The 19,335-nt window shown below is 49.8% G+C and carries 18 protein-coding genes, 1 tRNA gene and 1 pseudogene; 11 read left to right on the top strand and 9 right to left on the bottom strand.

What is annotated here, in order from left to right:
• Nucleotides 1–2 precede the first annotated feature (2 nt).
• From OSH01_RS09280 to OSH01_RS09270, 3 genes are all read right to left on the bottom strand, one after another.
• Nucleotides 3–983 (bottom strand): Bug family tripartite tricarboxylate transporter substrate binding protein, encoded by a 981-nt coding sequence (locus OSH01_RS09280; protein ID WP_266123812.1) that lies wholly within the window; start codon nt 981–983, stop codon nt 3–5.
• A 107-nt stretch (nt 984–1,090) separates the two neighbouring features.
• Complete coding sequence (locus OSH01_RS09275) at nt 1,091–1,999, bottom strand: LysR family transcriptional regulator (RefSeq protein WP_266123811.1); 909 nt, start codon at nt 1,997–1,999, stop codon at nt 1,091–1,093.
• Entirely contained in the window at nt 1,996–3,012 is a 1,017-nt protein-coding gene (locus OSH01_RS09270) for an LLM class flavin-dependent oxidoreductase (protein WP_266123957.1), read from the bottom strand. The genes OSH01_RS09275 and OSH01_RS09270 overlap by 4 nt, the downstream gene beginning before the upstream one ends.
• An 87-nt stretch (nt 3,013–3,099) precedes the next feature.
• Here OSH01_RS09270 and OSH01_RS09265 point away from each other — a divergent pair, with 87 nt between their 5' ends.
• Nucleotides 3,100–3,705 carry a class I SAM-dependent methyltransferase gene (locus OSH01_RS09265; RefSeq protein ID WP_266123810.1) on the top strand — a complete coding sequence of 202 codons (606 nt, stop codon included), beginning with the start codon at nt 3,100–3,102 and terminating at the stop codon, nt 3,703–3,705.
• A 472-nt stretch (nt 3,706–4,177) separates the two neighbouring features.
• Entirely contained in the window at nt 4,178–5,008 is an 831-nt protein-coding gene (locus tag OSH01_RS09260; RefSeq protein ID WP_266123809.1) for a mechanosensitive ion channel family protein, read from the top strand.
• On the opposite strand, the gene OSH01_RS09255 is transcribed toward OSH01_RS09260, so the two are convergent.
• From OSH01_RS09255 to OSH01_RS09245, 3 genes and pseudogenes are all read right to left on the bottom strand, one after another.
• Entirely contained in the window at nt 4,986–5,768 is a 783-nt protein-coding gene (locus OSH01_RS09255; protein ID WP_266123808.1) for an IclR family transcriptional regulator, read from the bottom strand. The genes OSH01_RS09260 and OSH01_RS09255 overlap by 23 nt on opposite strands.
• A gap of 411 nt (nt 5,769–6,179) precedes the next feature.
• A pseudogene (gene cysE / locus OSH01_RS16475) lies at nt 6,180–6,686 on the bottom strand (serine O-acetyltransferase); the annotation flags it as partial.
• A gap of 6 nt (nt 6,687–6,692) precedes the next feature.
• Nucleotides 6,693–7,547, bottom strand: a complete 855-nt coding sequence (locus tag OSH01_RS09245; protein WP_266123806.1) for an RNA methyltransferase — start codon at nt 7,545–7,547, stop codon at nt 6,693–6,695.
• Between the two features lie 105 nt (nt 7,548–7,652).
• Here OSH01_RS09245 and OSH01_RS09240 point away from each other — a divergent pair, with 105 nt between their 5' ends.
• From OSH01_RS09240 to OSH01_RS09230, 3 genes are all read left to right on the top strand, one after another.
• Entirely contained in the window at nt 7,653–8,444 is a 792-nt protein-coding gene (locus tag OSH01_RS09240; protein WP_266123805.1) for an inositol monophosphatase family protein, read from the top strand.
• A 62-nt stretch (nt 8,445–8,506) separates the two neighbouring features.
• On the top strand, nt 8,507–10,087 hold the full coding sequence (locus tag OSH01_RS09235; RefSeq protein WP_266123804.1) for a TerC family protein: 1,581 nt from the start codon (nt 8,507–8,509) through the stop codon (nt 10,085–10,087).
• A gap of 19 nt (nt 10,088–10,106) precedes the next feature.
• Entirely contained in the window at nt 10,107–10,967 is an 861-nt protein-coding gene (locus tag OSH01_RS09230; RefSeq protein WP_266123803.1) for an undecaprenyl-diphosphate phosphatase, read from the top strand.
• 43 nt (nt 10,968–11,010) lie between these two features.
• Here the strand turns inward: OSH01_RS09230 and OSH01_RS09225 are convergent, their stop codons facing one another.
• The 3 genes from OSH01_RS09225 to OSH01_RS09215 form a co-directional block, all read right to left on the bottom strand.
• Entirely contained in the window at nt 11,011–11,829 is an 819-nt protein-coding gene (locus tag OSH01_RS09225) for a UDP-2,3-diacylglucosamine diphosphatase (RefSeq protein WP_266123802.1), read from the bottom strand.
• Complete coding sequence (locus OSH01_RS09220; protein WP_323177988.1) at nt 11,804–12,313, bottom strand: peptidylprolyl isomerase; 510 nt, start codon at nt 12,311–12,313, stop codon at nt 11,804–11,806. Before OSH01_RS09220 ends, OSH01_RS09225 begins: the two co-directional genes overlap by 26 nt.
• A 158-nt stretch (nt 12,314–12,471) precedes the next feature.
• A complete protein-coding gene (locus OSH01_RS09215; protein WP_266123801.1) occupies nt 12,472–13,197 on the bottom strand; it encodes a tetratricopeptide repeat protein in 726 nt (241 codons plus the stop codon).
• A 236-nt stretch (nt 13,198–13,433) separates the two neighbouring features.
• Between OSH01_RS09215 and cysS the strand changes: the two genes are divergently transcribed.
• The 6 genes from cysS (at nt 13,434) to OSH01_RS09185 (ending at nt 19,167) form a co-directional block, all read left to right on the top strand.
• Entirely contained in the window at nt 13,434–14,885 is a 1,452-nt protein-coding gene (cysS, locus tag OSH01_RS09210; RefSeq protein WP_266123800.1) for a cysteine--tRNA ligase, read from the top strand.
• Entirely contained in the window at nt 14,870–15,541 is a 672-nt protein-coding gene (locus OSH01_RS09205) for a DNA-3-methyladenine glycosylase family protein (RefSeq protein WP_266123799.1), read from the top strand. The genes cysS and OSH01_RS09205 overlap by 16 nt, the downstream gene beginning before the upstream one ends.
• 28 nt (nt 15,542–15,569) lie before the next feature.
• Entirely contained in the window at nt 15,570–16,535 is a 966-nt protein-coding gene (locus tag OSH01_RS09200; protein WP_266123798.1) for an acetyl-CoA carboxylase carboxyltransferase subunit alpha, read from the top strand.
• The gene (tilS, locus tag OSH01_RS09195; RefSeq protein ID WP_266123797.1) at nt 16,507–17,595 is read left to right on the top strand and encodes a tRNA lysidine(34) synthetase TilS; all 1,089 of its coding nucleotides are present in this window, start codon (nt 16,507–16,509) and stop codon (nt 17,593–17,595) included. The genes OSH01_RS09200 and tilS overlap by 29 nt, the downstream gene beginning before the upstream one ends.
• Nucleotides 17,596–17,757: 162 nt before the next feature.
• Complete coding sequence (locus tag OSH01_RS09190) at nt 17,758–19,011, top strand: aspartate kinase (protein ID WP_266123796.1); 1,254 nt, start codon at nt 17,758–17,760, stop codon at nt 19,009–19,011.
• A gap of 63 nt (nt 19,012–19,074) precedes the next feature.
• A tRNA-Ser gene (locus tag OSH01_RS09185) sits at nt 19,075–19,167 on the top strand.
• The last annotated feature ends 168 nt before the right edge of the window (nt 19,168–19,335 follow it).

The raw sequence follows: 19,335 nt of genomic DNA, 5'->3' as shown, positions 1-19,335 counted from the left end.
CTTTATTGAGTAGGGACATTAGCTTGAACGATAACGTCTTTCCAGCGTGCGCTATCGTGTTCGACGAGCTCAATGAACTCTTGTGTGTTCGTGCTGCGGGGGGGCTCTACACCCAGAGCCTCTAGTTGTTTGCGCACCTCGGGATTCTGTATGCTTTTTTGAAAGGCATCATACACTTTATTGAGGATGTCCGGATTGACGCCCTTAGGCGCGTACAGGCCAAACCATGCTAGCGACTCGTATTCCGGTAAACCCGCTTCGATAAAGGTGGGCAGGTTCGGGGTGAGTCCATTGCGGTGCTGCCCTGTGGTTGCCAACGCCTTCAATTGCCCACTACGTATATAAGGCAGCCCAGAGGGGATCGCATCAATCAGTACATGTACATTGCCACTAATCATGTCAGCAATCGCCTGTCCTGTACCCCGGTAGGGGACATGGGACATTGTTGCACCTGTTTGGTGCATAAAAAGCTCTGTATTCAGATGCACGATGGTGCCGGTGCCACTGCTGGCGTAATTGAGCTCATCGCCGTTCTCTTTGGCGTACTCTACGAGTTCTTGCAAGGAGTTGACGGGTACATTAGGATTGACCAGCAAGACGCTTGCGGCATCGCCTAAATGTGCAATGGGGGTTAAGTCTTCGTTGGGTTGATAGGAAAGATTGGTGTACAGGTGGGGAGCAATAGCCTGTGTGCTATTGGTACTTAATAATAAAGTGTAGCCATCTGGTTTGCTGCGTACGGCCTCGGCAGCGCCTATGGTGCCACCCGCGCCGGTCTTGTTGTCTACGATGATACTTTGTCCTAACTCGACGGCTGCTTGATTAGCAATCACACGAGCGACAATATCCGTTGCCCCGCCCGTAGGAAAAGGCACAATTAAACGAATGGTTCGATCGGGCCAATCTTGCGCATTGGCGGCCTGACATAAGCACAGGCTGAAGGCGAGAGCCATACCTATTTTATTGATGAAACTTTGTTGCATTGTAAGCCTCCCCAGAAAAAGACAGATCTTGGGATCATACGAGCAAGCGCTTTGCTATACCAGCAACAAATTACTAGGGTATCTTTGCTAAAAAGGCAAATCAATATCTACGGTGTTTGTAAGCGAGGCAAAATAAAATCAACAAATGTTTGGACGGCATTGGGTAAATGGCGTCCAGCTAGTACCTGAACCTCGATTTGCCGGTTGAGCAACACAGGCTCTTGGATGAGTACAGCCTGCATTAAGCCTTGGTTTAATAGATGCCGTGCAGAGATTTCAGCCGAGACACTGACACCGCCACCAGCGAGCACAAACTGATGTAAGGAATTCATGTTATTGCTGCTAAAGACTGGTTGTAGCGACAGTTGCTGAGCGCTACACGCAACTTCCAGTAATTGACGTACGGTGGTATGCACATCAGGTAGCGCGAGTGGGTAGCTCAATAAGGTGGCCAAGGTAATACGCTTGGAGCGCCCCAATGGATGGTTAGGGGGGGTCAAAGCCAGTACAGGAGCATCTTGGCGATATAGAACATGTAAGTCTTTTTCGGACAAACGAGTGAATTGAAAGCCTATATCGACATCACCCTTGCGCAGTTGCTCACTGATAATGTGAGGGGGTTGCACGTTAACGTCAAACAAGATTCCCTGATGTCGCTGGCGAAACTCGCTAATATGTTGTGGCAGGAAACAGGTTGCTAAACCCTCTGAAGCCGCGATGCGGACTCGGCCTACATTCAGACCGTGCAGGGCGTGAATTTCTTGCATGGTTTTCTCGGCATCGAGGAACACGCGGCGGGCATGAGCAGCCAACGCCTCGCCCGCGGCATTGGGAATCATGCCGCGTGGATGACGCTCGAAAAGTGGAGTTCCAAGGCTTTGTTCTAGGCTACTTATTTGACGGCTGATGGCAGAAGCGGCGACATGCAAGTGTTGTGCCGCTGCACTAATTGAGCCGTAGCGCACGACTTCATAAAAATAGCGTAGCGCGCTGTCCTGAATGCTCCGTATGTTCATAGCTCGGTGGTACGTTTGCGTAGTTTCGGTCGCAGTTGTGCCAGTAACTCGTAAGAGCGCAGGCGTGCAGAGTGATCGTAGATATTGGAGGTCACCATAAGCTCATCGGCTTCTGTGAGCGCAATGAAGGCATTCATTTGTTGCAGTACCGAGTCAGGGTCGCCCACAGCAGAGCACGATAAAACAGAGTCAATCAGAGCTTGCGCAGCGGGTGGGCAGTGGTGGTAGAAGTTAGCTTGTGGCGGAGGAAGTTGAATCGGATGTCCTGTACGTAACGACACAAAAGATTGCTGCCAAGATGAGGCGAGATATTCTGCTTGCTCTACCGTGTCGGCTGCAAAAACGTTAAACCCCAGCATGACATAAGGTTCGCTAAGCTGCTTAGACGGTTGGAATTGGCGCCGGTAGAGTTCGATGGCGGGCATCATTTGCGCTGGCGCAAAGTGTGAGGCAAAAGCATAAGGTAACCCCAACGAAGCGGCGAGCTGGGCACCAAATAAGCTGGAGCCGAGGATCCAAATAGGTACTTGAAGACCTTTGCCGGGCACCGCTAGCACCTGTTGCCTAGGCTCTGGAGACATGTAGTCCATCAGTTCGAGCACGTCTTGTGGAAAGGCGTCGGGGTGTGTATTTAGGTTACGCCGTAACGCTCTCGCGGTGGTTTGATCAGAGCCCGGAGCTCGGCCTAAGCCTAAATCGATCCGGCCGGGAAAGAGGGACTCTAGAGTGCCAAACTGCTCGGCAATGATTAAAGGAGAATGGTTGGGCAGCATAATACCGCCAGCACCCACACGGATACGCTGGGTGTGATTGGCAATGTGGGCGATAAGCACTGCTGTGGCTGCACTGGCAATTCCAGGCATGCCGTGATGCTCGGCTAACCAATAGCGGTGGTAGCCCCATTGTTCGGCTTGCTGGGCAATTTGCACGGACTGGTGAAAAGAGCGTGCCGCACTAGAACCCTGCGCGACAGGGGAAAGGTCTAATACTGAAAGAGGGTAGTGAGTAGGCATGATGCTGACCAAAAACAAAGGGATGTAACGTATAGTCGTAATAGATAGAAGGTTCGTCAAGTCCCCACTTATTTATTTGAGGTTGGTATGGAGCAATCCGCAACTCGTACCCTAGCGCATTATCAAGCCAATGCTGAACAGTTTTGGGAAGGTACGCGCGATCATGATGTTAGTCAAAATATACAGGCTCTCTTGGGCGCACTGCCATCTACTGGCGCTTTAGACATACTTGATTTGGGGTGTGGGCCGGGGCGGGATATTAAACATTTTCATGAGTTGGGTCATAACCCCGTAGGCTTAGATGGCTGCGCTGCATTTGTTCAAATGGCCCAGCAATACACTGCTTGTCCCGTGTGGCATCAAGACTTATTGACCCTAGACCTGCCGGCAGAGCGCTTTGATGGGGTGTTTGCAAATGCCGTACTTTTTCATGTGCCTAGAACACATATTGCCTCCGTGTTAGCACAGCTACATCAATGTTTACGCCCAGGCGGGGTGCTATTCACGTCTAATCCTCGTGGGCAGGGGCAAGAAGGCTGGCAGGCTGGTCGCTATGGTGTGTATTACGACTGGCAAGAGTGGCGTGAGCGAGTAGAGCAAGCCCAATTTGAAGCGATTGATCATTACTACCGCCCAGCGGGAGTGCCCCATGCTCAACAGGCATGGTTAGCTTCTGTATGGCGAAAAATATAAAAGAATGGGCGTTGTGTGTGCTTGGTTTTTAAGTGGTTGATTTTCAAAGATAAAAGTATTTATTCCAAGTATTATCCGCCAAGTTATGCACAATTTTTGTGGATAAAGCTGAAGGCTTAACGACCTTCTTAGCTGAGCTTGGTTTTTTTGCAAAAAATAACATATTCTGTAAAAAAACCAGTCTTTTCTTGTAGTCTATTGTTATTAAAGGTTTATTTTTATCTGTGCACTTGCTTATCTTAGTGTTATCCACAGAATAAGTGGATAAGCTAAGGCGCCTAATGTGGATATGACTGATTTTTTATCAGTTATTTTAAATTGTTGATTTTTAACGTTTTATTTGCATTTTGCCCAGCTTGTTAATAATGCTATCCACATGCTTTGGGGATAAGTGGAAGTGTGATCTCGTTTGAGTTTCCGAACCATAAGCGGCTATTATTTAAGCCTTTCGTCAGCTAGCAGGAGTTAACGCATGGAAAGTGTCAGCCTTTGGGCCAGTGATTTGTCAGCTTTCGAGCAAATAGCCTTGAATTTGCTTTTATCTCTAGTCATATTGGTGGTGGGCTGGTGGATTTCGTCATTGGCGGGTCGTGCGGTAGAGCGGATAATCAGACGAGCCTCCCAAATAGACCACACCGTCGTGCCTATTGCTCAGTCTGTGGTGATTTGGGCAATTCGTATCTTTGTGATTATTGCGGTATTGGCTCGGTTTGGTGTTCAAACGGCCAGTATTATTGCCATTTTAGGTGCCGCCGGTTTAGCGATAGGCTTGGCCTTACAGGGCACGCTACAAAATATCGCTGCAGGCATCATGCTGCTGGTATTACGTCCCTTGCGCGCAGGTGAGTTTGTGTCCGTGGTAGGCAAGGGCGACGGGACGGTACACGAGGTGGGTTTATTTGTCAGTACCTTTGTACAAGCGGATGGCATTTATTTCACCTTACCGAATAGCCTGATCTGGGGCAACCCTATTATTAACTACAGCCGTAATAAAACCCGTCGTCTCGATATAGAGGTGGGCGTACGTTATGGTGATGATGTAGACCAAGCGATTGATCTGTTAACCAAGTTAGTCAGCGCACGCAGCGATGTGTTGCAAGATCCTGCTCCACAAGTCATGGCAATGGGCTACAAAGAAAGCGTCGTGAGTGTGAATATTAGGGCGTGGGCAAATGTCGAAGACTATTGGAATTTGCGCTTTGAACTGCATAAAGACATAGTCAAAACGTTAGCTCAGGCTGGCTTTCAAATGCCAGTGCCTGCGCGGCAGGTATACGCAGTCAATCTTGACAAGAAGCACTAAAGTGGCTGGCAGCGCTATTGAGCGCTTGCCGCAATAACAGTGCAATTTCCTTTTGGCGTTGAGCATGCATGCGCTCGGTAATGGCAGTAATGCTTAGCGCCAAAATGGGTTGGCCTTTTTGGTCGCACATTGCACATCCAACTCCTAGCGCACCACGTACGGCATAGTTGCCTACAACCGAATAGCCACGTATTCGGGTGTTTTCGATCAACTGCCACATGTCCCGTTGTGTCATGCCGCCGTATTGTTCTAAACGCTCCGCATTATGAGCAATGATTTCATGGATGCTCTGATCGTCAAGCTTGGCTAAGTAGGCCATGCTTCCGGAACCTACTCCAAGAGGCTGACGTTTTCCAGCATAAGTTGCCAAAATTTGCACGGGATAAGCACCAATTTCACGCCATAAGCTGACTGACTCATGGCCCTCACGTACCACTAAAAAAACGGCGTCGCCTGTTTCTTGAGCCAGTTGCCTCATAAGGGGCTGCATGATGCAAATGCGGGAATCTTGCTCCGTAATGTTGTTAGTGGCTGTTTGTAATGCTTGGTAACGAAGTCTTGTGGGGTGCTTAGCTACTAAATTGTGCGCAATCAGCGCGGCTAATAGTCGATAAATAGTGGGTCGTTGTAACTGTGTTAAACGTGATAGCTCTGTGACGCTCAAGCCTTGCCCTGCGGCTTGTTGCAAGGTTTTTAGTAATAGCAAACCACGTTGCAAGGTGCGTGGGCCTGCCGTGTCAGTGTCTTTTGATGTATCCATGAGGTGAGTTTGAGAATAACTTATACACAGATCTTCACTCTATTCGACCATTTTGTTCAGTCGTTCGACATCCAAAGGAGTTTGGCCATTTTCAATGCCTTGTCCTAAGCTTTCCAGCGCTTGACATAGTCGATGGATTCGAGCGTCTTGTTGTGCAGTATGCGTAATAAGCTCGTGTAAGACCGTAGTTAAGGGGTCATTGGCCTGTGCACCCACCGCGTAGGCTTCGAAAGCGGTGCTTCCGATATTTTTGTCTGTTATGTCGTTGTTAGTGCGTGATTGTTTTAGTAGCTCTAGTAAGGAGCTTTGCTGCAGGTCGCTTGCTTGACAGGGGGAGTGCGGGGTTGGGGCTGATTCGGGTGCGGCGCTAAGCTGTTCATCAGTGCTAGGAGTGGAAATATCGCGCTTGCTAATAATACGCGCAGGGTTACCAACCGCAGTGGCTCCGGCTGGTACAGGTTTGACCACTACCGCATTAGAGCCAATGCGAGCCCCTGCACCCACGGTAAAACCGCCCAAGATTTGTGCGCCGGCGCCAACCACGACACCCGCCTCTAGAGTAGGGTGGCGCTTGGTGCCTTTGTAAAGGCTAGTGCCGCCTAGTGTGACGCCTTGATAAATCGTACAGTCGTCACCTATAACAGCCGTTTCGCCAACTACCACACCAAAGCCATGGTCAAAAAATACACGTCTGCCTATTTGTGCCCCAGGGTGAATTTCTAAGCCTGTCAGCATTCGACCCACATGTGAGCAAAAACGAGCCAACCAGTAAAGCCGCCGTTTCCATAGGCCGTGGGCCATACGATGGATTAAAATAGCGTGCAGCCCGGGATAGCAGGTGAGAACCTCTAGGCGGCTGCGCGCCGCGGGGTCTCGTTGCAGGATGCACTGTATATCTTCGCGTAATTGACTAAACATAGGTGTTTATTCTTGCATGTTTTTTGGCTCGTCGGGCATATCCCTTCGTGTTTCGGGGACATAGTAGCCCGCAGCTTTGGCCGTTTTAATCATCGCGGTACACAAACCGCGTAGCATATCCACTTCGTCTTGGCTTAGTTGATTGCGGACAAACATATGTTGCATGCGGGGCACCAGTTTCTTGGGGTGCTTAGGGTCTAAAAACTTTACGCCTTCAATCGCACGCTCCCAGTGCTCAAGTAAAGCATGTACTTTCTCATTGCTGGCTAAACGTTTCCCTGGATCTGCCTTACCCTCGGTATGAGGGAGCAGGTCAACGCCGGTATTGCTCAGCAAGGCGTAGCGCATTTCCCATGCCGCTAACTGCAGCGCTTGGGCGACGTTAAGAGAGCTGTATTCCGGATTGGCGGGGATGTGACAGAGGTATTGGCATAGACTAATATGTTCATTTTCTAGCCCGACACGCTCAGTACCCAATACAATAGCTACTTGGCCTGCGTGTTGGTCCAAGTGCTGGCGACTAAGTTCGGCAGTTTGACGTATATCTAAAGGTGGTGGCCCTAAATAGCGCGCCCTGGCAGTGAGCGCAAAAGCCAGGGTAACCGGCTCTAGGGCTTGGGCTAAGGTGGATACTACACTGGCCTGGGCTAGAATGTCGGTAGCGCCACTGGCTAAAGACTGTGCCTCAGGATGCTGTAGTACGTTAGGATCTTTTGGATTAACGAGGCAAAGTTGGTGAAAGCCCATCGTTTTAATGGCGCGGGCGGCTGCTCCTACATTACCAGGGTGGCTAGGTTGCACCATAATGAAGCGAACCTGGGCAAAATTTTGACTAAATGCCGTTGCTTGTGTCTGAGTCATTTAAAATAGCTGGTTTGAAAAGATACTTGTCGTGTAAGACTGGGATGCCTTTGCGGCACAGTTGGATTACGTACAGGTCGATTGATTGTTAAAAAACGGAATCTTATGCACCCGATGCTAAATACCGCCATCAAGGCGGCTCGCCGTGCTGGCAATATTATCAACCGCGCCAGTCTTGAACTGGAGCGTCTTTCTGTTGCGCGTAAAGGCCCTAAAGATTATGTCACGGAAGTAGATCGTGCTGCAGAAGAAGCGATTATTGAAGTGTTGTCCGAGGCGTATCCTGATCATGGTTTTATAGGTGAAGAGGGCGGTGTACGTATGCCCTTAGCAGGTCAAAGTGATGAAACGCCCGAGTATCAGTGGGTGATTGACCCCCTTGATGGTACAACCAACTTTATTCACGGCTTTCCTTTTTACGCGATCTCTATTGCTTTGTTGCACCGTGGGCAAGCACAGCATGCGGTTATTTTCGACACTAACCGTAACGAGATCTTCTCCGCGAGTCGTGGGGGTGGCGCCTTTGTTAACGACAGGCGCGTGCGTGTGTCAGGCTTAACTCGCTATCACGATGCCTTAATTGGTGCGCATGTGGCCGAGTCTGGTTATGGACCAGGACGCAGTTCGCCATTTGCAGAAATGTTGTCTGAATGTGCAGCAGTGCGTCGTGTTGGTGCAACAGTACTTGATTTGGCGTATGTGGCGTGTGGCCGCCTAGATGGCTTTTGCGCTACAGGATTAAAACCATGGGACCTTGCTGCAGGTGTATTACTTATTACCGAGGCAGGCGGTTTGGTGTCTGACTTCGATGGTGAACAAACCTGGAAGGAATCGGGTAATATTTTAGCGGCAACGCCTAAGTTGTTCCCCCAGATGTTGTCTTATATGAAAGATTAAATCCTTGATCAAATCCCACTTTTTGTAGTGGGATTTCCTTATCTGAGCAAGGGGTTACAGGGATGGACTGGTTACTGGATCCCACGGTGTGGGCGGGCTTGCTGACACTAGTCGTACTGGAAATAGTGCTGGGCATTGATAACCTAGTATTTATTGCCATTCTGGTTGATAAGTTGTCTCCAGAGCAGCGTGATCGTGCGCGCATAGTGGGTTTAAGTTTGGCCTTGCTTATGCGATTGGGGCTGTTGACGGTAATGTCTTACCTTATTCAGCTTACCAGCCCCTTGTTTAGCGTTCTTGATCATAATTTTTCGGCTCGCGACCTAATCCTAATAGGTGGCGGCTTTTTTTTGCTGCTTAAAGGAACGCTAGAGCTCCATGAGCGTTTAGAGATACGTACGGTGCATACTGCTCCGGTGCGTGCGTATGCCAGTTTTTGGGTGATTGTGGCTCAAATTGTTGTGCTGGATGCTGTGTTTTCTATTGATGCCGTAGTGACGGCAGTAGGTATGGTTCAGCATTTACCCATTATGATGGCCGCCGTCATTATTGCTATTGCTCTCATGTTGCTCGCTTCTAAGCCTTTAACCAATTTTGTGAATAGTCGGCCTAGTGTTGTGATGCTTTGCCTGTGCTTTTTACTCATGATTGGTTTCTCCTTGCTCGTAGAAGGTTTTGGCTTTGACGTACCTAAGGGCTATCTCTACAGCGCGATTACCTTTTCCATTCTGATTGAAAGTCTTAATCAACTGGCCCGGCGTAACCTGCGCTTGGCTGAAGCGCGACGCCCGATGCGGGAACGTACCGCCGAAGCGGTGCTGCGTATGTTGGGTAAGGGGGCACCTGATGAACAGCTTCCTGCTTATACCCAAGCAAGTGTGCCGCAAGCCGTATTTCGCGAAGAAGAGCGCAATATGGTGAGCGGAGTCTTAATGCTTTCTGAACGCACGGCACAATCCATTATGACACCGCGTAACGACGTGAGTTGGCTCAATCTGAACGATCCTGCTCAGGCGCAGTTGTCCTATATTTCCACCTTGTCTCATAGTATGCTGCCGGTCTGCCGTGGTGGCTTAGATCACGTAGTGGGCATAGGAAGAACCAGCGAGCTGTTGGCCGATTTAATGGCTCATGGCGGTATTCAACTGCAAAACTTGCGCGAACCCGTATATGTTTACGAGTCTGTCGGGGTGTTGCAGTTAATGGGGATTATTAAACAGTCGGGTGGACAGATGGTGCTGGTGAGTGATGAGTTCGGCGCCATTGAGGGGCTGGTGACTCCTTTAGATATTTTTGAGGCGATTGCCGGTGATTTTCCTGATGAAGGAGAAATGCCGGATATCCGGCGTTTAGAACCCGATAAGTGGCAGTTGGACGGAGCCACCGATCTGCATCACTTACAGCAGTTTCTGCGTGTGGATGGCTTGTCAGACGAACATGAGGAGTACACGACGTTGGCAGGCTATTTGTTGAAACGTTTTGGGCAACTTCCCCAAGTTGGAGATCGGTGTGATTTCGATTGGGGGAACAGCCGTTATACCTTCACTGTGCTCGAACTGGACAGCCGCCGTATTGCGTCGGTTTTACTTGAGCGCCACGATTTCGCCCCGGCTGTCACGCCGGACATTGACACTACTTACTAATCGAAGAGATATTGTTTTCATGACTGATCACACCTTGTATATGTTGAAGGCACTGGTGTTGGGCCTGATAGAAGGTTTTACCGAGTTCATCCCGGTTTCTAGTACTGCCCACCTGCTACTGATAGGTGACTGGATTGGTTTTGCCTCAGATCACAATAAGGTGTTCGAGGTGGTGATACAGTTCGGTTCGATTTTGGCGGTGATCTGGATTTTTCGTGCACGCATTTTGCAGTTGATTTCAGGTGTACTGAAAAAAGAGCGTAGTGAGCTTATGTTTGCGCGTAACTTATTAATTGCGTTTTTACCCGCTGCCGTCATTGGTGCGCTAACCATACAATATATCAAAGCGTTGTTTGGCAATCCTATGGTATTTGTGGTGATGTTAATCGGGGGCGGTTTTATTATGCTTTGGGTAGAGCGTAAGCCTCAGTATGCGAAAGCTAGTGATCACGATAATAACGATACCGTAGTACAACAAGCGGCGACAGCGTTCAGCCTAGAGCAAATTAGCTGGAAGCAGGCACTGATTGTTGGCTTTGCCCAGTGTGTCGCCATGATTCCCGGTACCTCACGTTCTGGGGCGACCATTGTCGGGGGCATGCTGGCAGGAATACAGCGTAAAACAGCGACTGAGTTTTCTTTCTTTTTGGCGATGCCTACTATGTTAGCGGCGACGGTTTACGACTTATACCGTAATGGTGGTGCACTAAGCGAGGCACAAACATCAGCGATTGCTATTGGTTTTGTCGCCGCTTTTTTCAGCGCTTTAGTATTAGTGAAAGCCGTTTTGTATTTTGTCTCACGTCATACGTATCGACCGTTTGCTTGGTACCGGATTGCTTTAGGTTGCTGCGTATTTATTTGGCTGATGGCGCGCTAAGCACGTTATTCAAGGCGATGGCGGCAGGTTAGCAAAGGCCGCCTTATTGGGCTGAAGTAAAAAGGGGGCTATCTTGGCATAGCTCCGTGTGCTGATGCTGTACTAGGCAGATGCCCTTTGCACTAATGCTAATGAACCCGCCGCGCTGGTCATGCTCGTAATCCCAGTCAGGTAAAACCCAACGGTACACTAGGGGCTCGTGGCGAAGAATGTGCCGTGCAGGTCTATGGGTATGACCATGGATTAACGCAACTGGGTCAACGGCGCAGGCTTGTTGAGCTACTGCCTCTGGGTTAACGTCCATAATGTAGTTAGGCTTGGTTTTGTTTTGTCGCTGGCTTTTATCACGAAAATAATTAGCAATTTTTTGGCGCCAAGACAGCGGTAAGCGTAAGTAGCAGGCCTGCAACCATGGCCAACGCACGATACGTCGAAAGCGCTGATAGGCGATGTCGTCTGTGCATAGCTCATCACCATGAGACAGTGCAATGAGTCCAGCATCACTTTGCAACAAGATTTGCTCTGGCAGTAGTTCGGCGTTCACGTGACGGGCGAAATCAAAGCCAAGTAAAAAGTCGCGATTGCCTCGCATCAAATATAGGCGGTGATGGCGGCTGTATGCGCGTAAGGCCGAGTTTATCTGCTCTAGCCACGCAGGAGCTTGCTGGCATAGGTCGTCACCTATCCAAGCATTAAAAATATCGCCGCATAAGAATAAAGCGTCCGCTTGCGTGGACGCTTCTTGCAGAAACTTAAGGAAAGCCGCCGTGGTGGCCGGTGTGTCCGGCCCTAGGTGAAGATCAGCGGCAATCCAGAGGGTTCCTGTTTGCTGTAGCTTATTCGACCACAGTGGCGGTTTCAATGATAATGTCCGTTACGGGTACGTCTTGGTGGAAACCTTTATTACCGGTGGGCGTTGTTTTTAGCGCATCTACAACGTCAGTACCTTCGATAACCTTACCGAATACTGCGTATCCCCAGCCGTTAGGTGTGGGTGAAGTAAAGTTTAAGAAGTCGTTATCAGCAACGTTAATGAAAAATTGTGCTGTGGCCGAATGGGGGTCAGAGGTACGAGCCATAGCTACCGTGTACTTATCGTTTTTCAACCCATTGTCAGCTTCGTTTTTAACAGGACTTTCAGTAGGTTTTTGTTTCATGCCTACCTCAAAACCCCCACCTTGAATCATGAAGTTATTGATGACGCGGTGAAAAATCGTGCCATTGTAAAAATCGTTTGCAACGTAGCGCAAGAAGTTATCTACCGTTTCAGGTGCTTTTTCTCGGTCCAGTTCAATAACGATATCGCCCTGGTTAGTGTGCAGCTTGACGCGAGGTGTAGTGCTCATGGTTGTGCCTTGAGGGGAAGTTGAAGAAGTGGCTGCCGCTGGGCTGGTGAGGACACAGCTTAGTGATAGACAAGCAGCCATACTAATGGTGCGCAAAAGTGGCGCGTAGCTAAAAAGATTTTGTTTGGACATGATAATAATCAAGTAAACAGAAGTGGCTATTGTTGCAGAATTTTCAACGTCTGTTGAGCCCGCGTACGAGCTCGACTGGATCCGGCCTTAGAGGCTTCGTCGAAAGATTGGTTGGCAAGCATAAGCTGAATTTCACCCATGTTGCTACGTGCTAAGGTATAAGTTGAGTCGGCCACCAACGCCATTTGTAACGAGTCCAGTGCCATTTCAAGTTTATCTTGTTGCATGTATTCGGCGGCTAAGTTATTCCAGGGCTCGGGTAGTTCGGGATAAAAACTAGTCATGTCTAGATAAATTTGTATCGCCTTATTGTGCTCTTGTAGGCCAGATAGGGCCCGTGCTTTTAAAAAAAGCAGTTGCACATCCGTGCCAGGTTCTAATTCTTGATTGCGCTGTTTCGCACGATTCTCAATGGCTTGTAAGGCGTCTTCGTTTTTTCCTTGGGCCAATAGCAAGGAAATGCGCTCGGTAACTTGAGCGCCACTTAAAGGTAGTGCAGTGTCTGCCTTAGGAGCGAGCACTTCTAGGGCTTGGGCTAATCCCTTCCAGCCGCGTTCGGGTTTAGGTGCAAGCTCTAATAAAGGGTCATTGACAGTAGGCGCAGAGGGGGCAAGCGCGTTAGAATTCAATGTGGCCGGTATCGTGGAAGTTTGATTTTGTGCGTTCGCGATGGGTGCCATTACAGTAAGGGCCAGCATGACGGAAGCCACAGAATGCTTGCCCTTGGGCATATAACAGTAATGTTTGAACACAGTAAATAGTCCGTTAATGTTTGGTTGATTGCCAGACGGGTTGATCTGTTGCTGTCCATTTAGTCGGGCGGCTTGCTATACTAATCGACCATCATTCTAACCTGCGTATTATCAGGAGCGAATATGGTAGTGGGCGGATAGTTAAATTAGTACGCTCACGAACGGCAAGGTCAGCTAGCTTGCAAGTAAAGTAGCATGCGATCGCTTCATACACCATTTTAAAACGATTACAGCCAATGTTGCGTATTTATAACTCCCTCACTCGCTCCAAAGAAGTTTTCCAACCCGTTGAGCCGAATCGTGTGCGCATGTATGTCTGTGGAATGACAGTGTACGATTTCTGCCATCTGGGCCATGCGCGCATGTTGGTTAGTTTCGATGTGGTGCAGCGTTGGTTGCGGGTGCAAGGGTATGACGTCAAGTACGTACGCAATATTACTGATATTGATGACAAGATTATACGTAGAGCCGTAGAGCGCAATCAGCTCATGCGCGAGGTAACGAGCTTTTATATTGATGCCATGCATGCGGATGAGCGTGCTTTAGGGGTGCAAAGTCCCGATTACGAACCACGTGCGACTGAACACGTACCAGCGATGTTAGGGATTATTGCCAAGTTGCAAGAGAATGGCTTGGCCTATCAGTCCGAGGATGGCGACGTGAACTACGCTGTCCGATCTTTCCCTGATTATGGAAAACTGTCGGGTCGTTCGTTGGATGAGTTACGAGCAGGTGAGCGCGTAGCGCTTAATACCGCTAAACGTGACCCTTTAGATTTTGTGCTGTGGAAATCTGCCAAGCCCGAAGAGCCTGCTGAGTCTAAGTGGGAGTCACCTTACGGCACTGGGCGTCCGGGCTGGCATATTGAGTGCTCTGCGATGAGTAAAGAGCTCTTAGGCTTACCGTTGGATATCCATGGTGGTGGCCCTGATCTGAAGTTTCCCCACCATGAAAACGAAATTGCTCAAACGGAAGGGGCTTTTGGTGGTGAGCTAGCGTCGGTGTGGATGCATTGCGGCTCCTTAATGGTAGATTCCGAAAAAATGTCCAAATCGTTGGGTAATTTTCGTCGAATCCGCGACACGTTGGCGGCTGAGTCCGATTTGCACGACGACCACAGTAGTTACACAGCGAATCCGCGTGAAGCAGAAATGGTGCGGTTCTTTATTGTGCGCAACCACTATCGCAGCATGCAAAACTACGCGCCAGATAATTTGCTGGATGCGCAACACGCGCTGGATCGCCTATACCAAGCTTTAGCGAATGTGCCTGCTGAACCCGTTGTGGTCGATTGGCAGCATGAGGCAGCGCAGGCTTTTGCACAAGCGATGAACGATGACTTCAATACAGCGGGTGCGGTGGCGGTACTATTTGAGCTGGCTACCGAAGCTAACCGCACTAAGTCAGGCCAAGTGAGCGGTTTGATGCGCTCTTTAGGTGCTGTGTTAGGGCTTTTGCAGGTAGATCCTCAACTGTATTGGCAAACGAGTAGTCGTTATTTGCAGCAAACCCAGAGTCCAGACGAGTCACTGAACCCTGATCATATTGAGAGCCTAGTGGCTGAACGTACTCAAGCGAAGCTAGAGCGCAACTTTGCCCGCGCCGATGCGATACGCGACGAGCTTAAAGCTAAGGGAATCGAACTGGAAGATCGTCCTGGAGGTGCTACACAATGGCGCAGGGCATAGCCGGTTCTTTGCAGCATAGTGGCGGTCACGCTAGCACGAAACCTCAGTATTGGGACGAGGCGGTGCGCCATTTAGTGAAGCGCGACCGTATTTTGCGTAAGCTGATCCCACAGTACGGCGAGGAAGCTTTGCAGCATACGGCCTCACCTTTTATTACCTTGGCGCGTTCTATTGTCGGACAGCAGGTGGCCCTGCGCACAGCCGATACGCTATGGTTGCGCTTGGTGGAACAATGCGGTGCAGAAATTAACCCGCAAACGTTATTGCAGCAGGATGAAGCAACGTTACGATCTTTGGGTTTGCCGAAGCGTAAAGTTGAGTATATTCGTGATTTGGCGCTACATTTTAACGAGCGTAAAATCATGCCCGATACTTGGGGCGACATGACTGATGAAGCTGTAGTAGCTGAGTTGTGTGCCATTCGTGGGGTCGGGCGATGGACGGCAGAGATGTTTCTTATTTTTAATCTTCATCGACCTAATGTTTTGCCATTAGACGATGCTGGTTTATTAAGGGCCATTTCTCAACATTATTTCAGTGGTGAGCCTGTCTCCCGTTTTGAGGCACGTGAAGTTGCACAAGCGTGGGCTCCATGGTGCACTGTGGCAACTTGGCATTTATGGCGCAGTCTGGACACAGTTGCGGTACGATACTGAGTTAGTCTATTAACTTGAAGACTTAATAATGCGAAATACATTCCTGGAGTTTGAGCAGCCACTGGCTGAGCTTGAAGGCAAAATTGAAGAGCTACGCTATGTGCAGTCTGATTCCGCTGTCGATATTTCAGATGAGCTGAGTCGTTTGCAACAAAAAAGTCAGACGCTAGCGAAAAACATTTATGCCAAGTTAACACCTTGGCAAACCGCTTTAGTGGCACGCCATCCGCAACGCCCCTACACATTGGATTACATACGTGAAATTTTTTCTGATTTCCATGAGTTACATGGGGACAGAATGTATGGTGATGATCCAGCTATTGTGGGTGGGTTGGCACGGTTTAATGGTACGCCTTGCATGGTTATTGGGCACCAAAAAGGCCGTGACACGAAAGAGCGTGCTCGACGTAATTTCGGTATGCCGCGCCCTGAGGGCTACCGTAAAGCCTTGCGTTTAATGCGCTTGGCGGAAAAATTCGGTATACCGGTGTTCACGTTTATTGATACCCCAGGCGCTTATCCTGGTATCGGTGCTGAAGAACGTGGCCAGTCCGAGGCGATTGGACATAATTTGTATGCCATGGCTAAGCTGCGTGTGCCTATTATTGCCACCATTATTGGTGAGGGCGGTTCAGGAGGGGCTTTAGCCATTGCCGTGGGTGATGTGGTGTCCATGCTGCAGTATTCTACCTATGCGGTGATTTCCCCCGAAGGGTGCGCCTCCATTTTGTGGCGTAGTGCTGAAAAAGCCTCTACCGCTGCGGAGGCATTAGCCATTACCGCCCCCAAGTTAAAAGATCTAGGTTTAATTGACCGAGTGATCAACGAGCCAGTGGGTGGAGCGCACCGCGATCCCACCATGATGGCAAGACAGTTAAGTCGAGCTTTAGCGGATGCATTACGTCAACTGACAGGGTTGTCCACAGAAGAGCTCTTGCAGCAGCGCATGGAGCGTCTTATGGCATATGGCCGTGTCCAGGAAGTTCGTTCTTGAGTTGCAGCACGTAGCACAATCGGGGCAGTGGCAAGCTGATCCCGTTTTGTTACGGGCATTAAGCCAGTCGTTGCAACCCTGGTTGAAGCAGGCGCTGGAGCAAGACCGTAAGCTGGCGGTAGCGTTAAGTGGTGGAGCGGACTCCGCCATGTTGGCTGTGCATGCGCATACCTGGGCACAGCAACATGGTGTAGGGCTGCACTATTTTCACATACATCATGGCTTGCAAGGTGCTGCGGACGGGTGGCAGCAGCATGTGCATGCGTTGGCTCAGCATTTGAGGCGCCCATGCCATAGTTTGCGTGTTCACGTGGATAGCACGCGTTTTCGTGCAGATGGCATGGAGTCAGCCGCTCGGCAGGCACGCTATGCAGGCTTGGCTACCTTGGCGCAGCAGTGCCAGATTTCCACTGTATTGTTAGCTCATCATCAAGACGATCAAGCGGAGACCGTGCTGATGCGCTTACTGCGTGGCGCTGGGCCAGACGGATTAGGGGCCATGCAAACGGTTGTGCAGCGCCAAGGCCTTACGTTTTGGCGCCCATGGCTTAGCGTTGCTCGACATCACATTCTACAGGCGGCCGATGATTTTGCCCGCTGCACTGGCTGGTTAGCAGTTCAGGATCCAACCAATATCAATCCAGATTATACCCGTGGCGCGGTACGCGATCGCTTAACCCCCATTCTGGACGAGCGTTGGCCTGGTTGGCAAGGGGTCTTGGCACGTCAAGCTCGTCTTAGCCAAGAGCACAGTCGAATCTTACAAGAGGTTGCTGCCCAAGATTGGAAGGGGCTCGAGCCTGATGAACAAGACGGATTTAGTTTGGCAGCCTGGCGGTTATTGAGTCACGAACGGCAGGCATTGGTATTGCGCTATTGGTTGCAACGCCAAGGCTTGGCTATGCCTACTGAAGCAAGGCTGCGAGATCTCATGCGGCAACTGCGTGGTTTGCATGCCTTAGGGCACGACAGGCATCTTAATGTGAAGCATGGTGATGTATCCATTATGTGCCGCCGCGGACGAGTTTTTTTACAAACAGCCCAAGCGTCATCCAGTTAGATAGCAAACGCGTTAACTCTAGCTGTTATGTTGCCAAAAAAAGGCTTTAGGGATCGCTTTTTGGTAATTCTGTAACATTGCAAGCGTTAGCGTGGCGGAAACCCGTTAGAATAGAGTGTTTTTCCGTGTTTTTAGACACAGCCATTTGAAGCAGAGTTAAAGATGTCCCTTATTGTTCAAAAGTATGGCGGCACGTCTATGGGTTCGGTCGAGCGCATTCAAAATGTAGCTCGTCGAGTGGCGAAGTGGCACGCAGCTGGTCATCAAGTTATTGTCGTGCCTTCAGCCATGTCCGGCGAGACGAATCGATTGCTCGGTTTGGCCAAAGAGCTTAGTGCGCAACCCGATCCACGCGAGCAAGATATGCTTGCCGCAACTGGCGAGCAAGCCAGTAGTGCCTTATTGGCAATGGCTCTCATTGCTCAAGGCGTTCCCGCTCGTAGTTATGCTGGCTGGCAAGTTCCAGTGCGCACTGATAATTCTTATACGCGCGCTCGTATTCGTGCTATCGAGGGTACGCGTATCCGTGAAGACTTGGACGCTGGCCGTGTAGTCATCGTAACGGGCTTCCAAGGCGTGGATGAGGATGGCAACATTACGACACTGGGGCGGGGCGGTTCTGACACCTCAGCGGTAGCGGTTGCCGCCGCCTTGCAGGCATCGGAATGTTTAATCTTTACTGATGTGGACGGGGTGTACACCACCGATCCGCGTGTTGTGCCTGCGGCTCGCCGCATGAAAGTTGTGTCGTTTGAAGAGATGCTGGAAATGGCATCGTTGGGCTCCAAAGTCCTTCAAATTCGCTCGGTAGAGTTCGCTGGTAAATATCAGGTTCCCGTGCGAGTTTTGTCTTCGCTAACAGACCCTTTGATTCCGCTCGAAGAGGAAATGGCTTCGGGCACACTGATTACTTTCGAGGAAGACCAAAAAATGGAAGCTGCCGTCGTATCAGGCATCGCTTTTAGTCGCGATGAAGCCAAGTTTACCTTACGTGCTGTACCCGATACCCCCGGTGTTGCGTATTCTATTCTGGGCCCGATTGCTGCGGCCAATATCGATGTAGACATGATTTTACAGAACGTTTCCGTGCAAGGAATGACCGACTTTTCCTTCACCGTAAATCGTAACGATGCTTTGCGCACCCACGATCTCTTGAGTACTCAGGTAGGGCCTGCGGTAGGAGCTGGTGAAATTGTGTATGACGACACCGTTTGTAAAGTCTCTATCGTCGGAATTGGTATGCGCAGTCATGCTGGGGTGGCCAGCGCGATGTTTCGCACCTTGTCGCAAGAAGGTATCAATATCCAGATGATTAGCACCAGCGAGATTAAAACCTCGGTCATTATTGACGATAAGTACATGGAGCTAGCAGTACGTGCTTTGCATAAAACCTTTGAATTAGATCAGGAAAAATAAGAGACTATAAAAAGCTGGCATTCTATAAAAGAATTATGCTATAGTTACGTCTTCTTTAGAGCTGGAGACGTGGCCGAGAGGTTGAAGGTACTCCCCTGCTAAGGGAGCATATGGCTTATACCCGTATCGAGGGTTCGAATCCCTCCGTCTCCGCCAGCACTAGATTGAAGCCCTTGATGATTCAAGGGCTTTTTTCTTTTTCAAGCCTATGTTCGATGCGTTCTCCACGCAGCGGTTGAAACCGTCTACCCTTACCCTCTTGGACCTTCTTTGTCGCTGTAAGCGCGGTATCTTTTTGCGTGTCTAGCGGGTCAATTAAGCATT

Source organism: Alcaligenes endophyticus, assembly GCF_026344035.1.
Classification (GTDB): Bacteria; Pseudomonadota; Gammaproteobacteria; order Burkholderiales; family Burkholderiaceae_B; genus Alcaligenes; species Alcaligenes endophyticus.
Note: the sequence above shows the minus strand (reverse complement) of the source record. Positions and strands in the feature narration are given on the sequence as shown.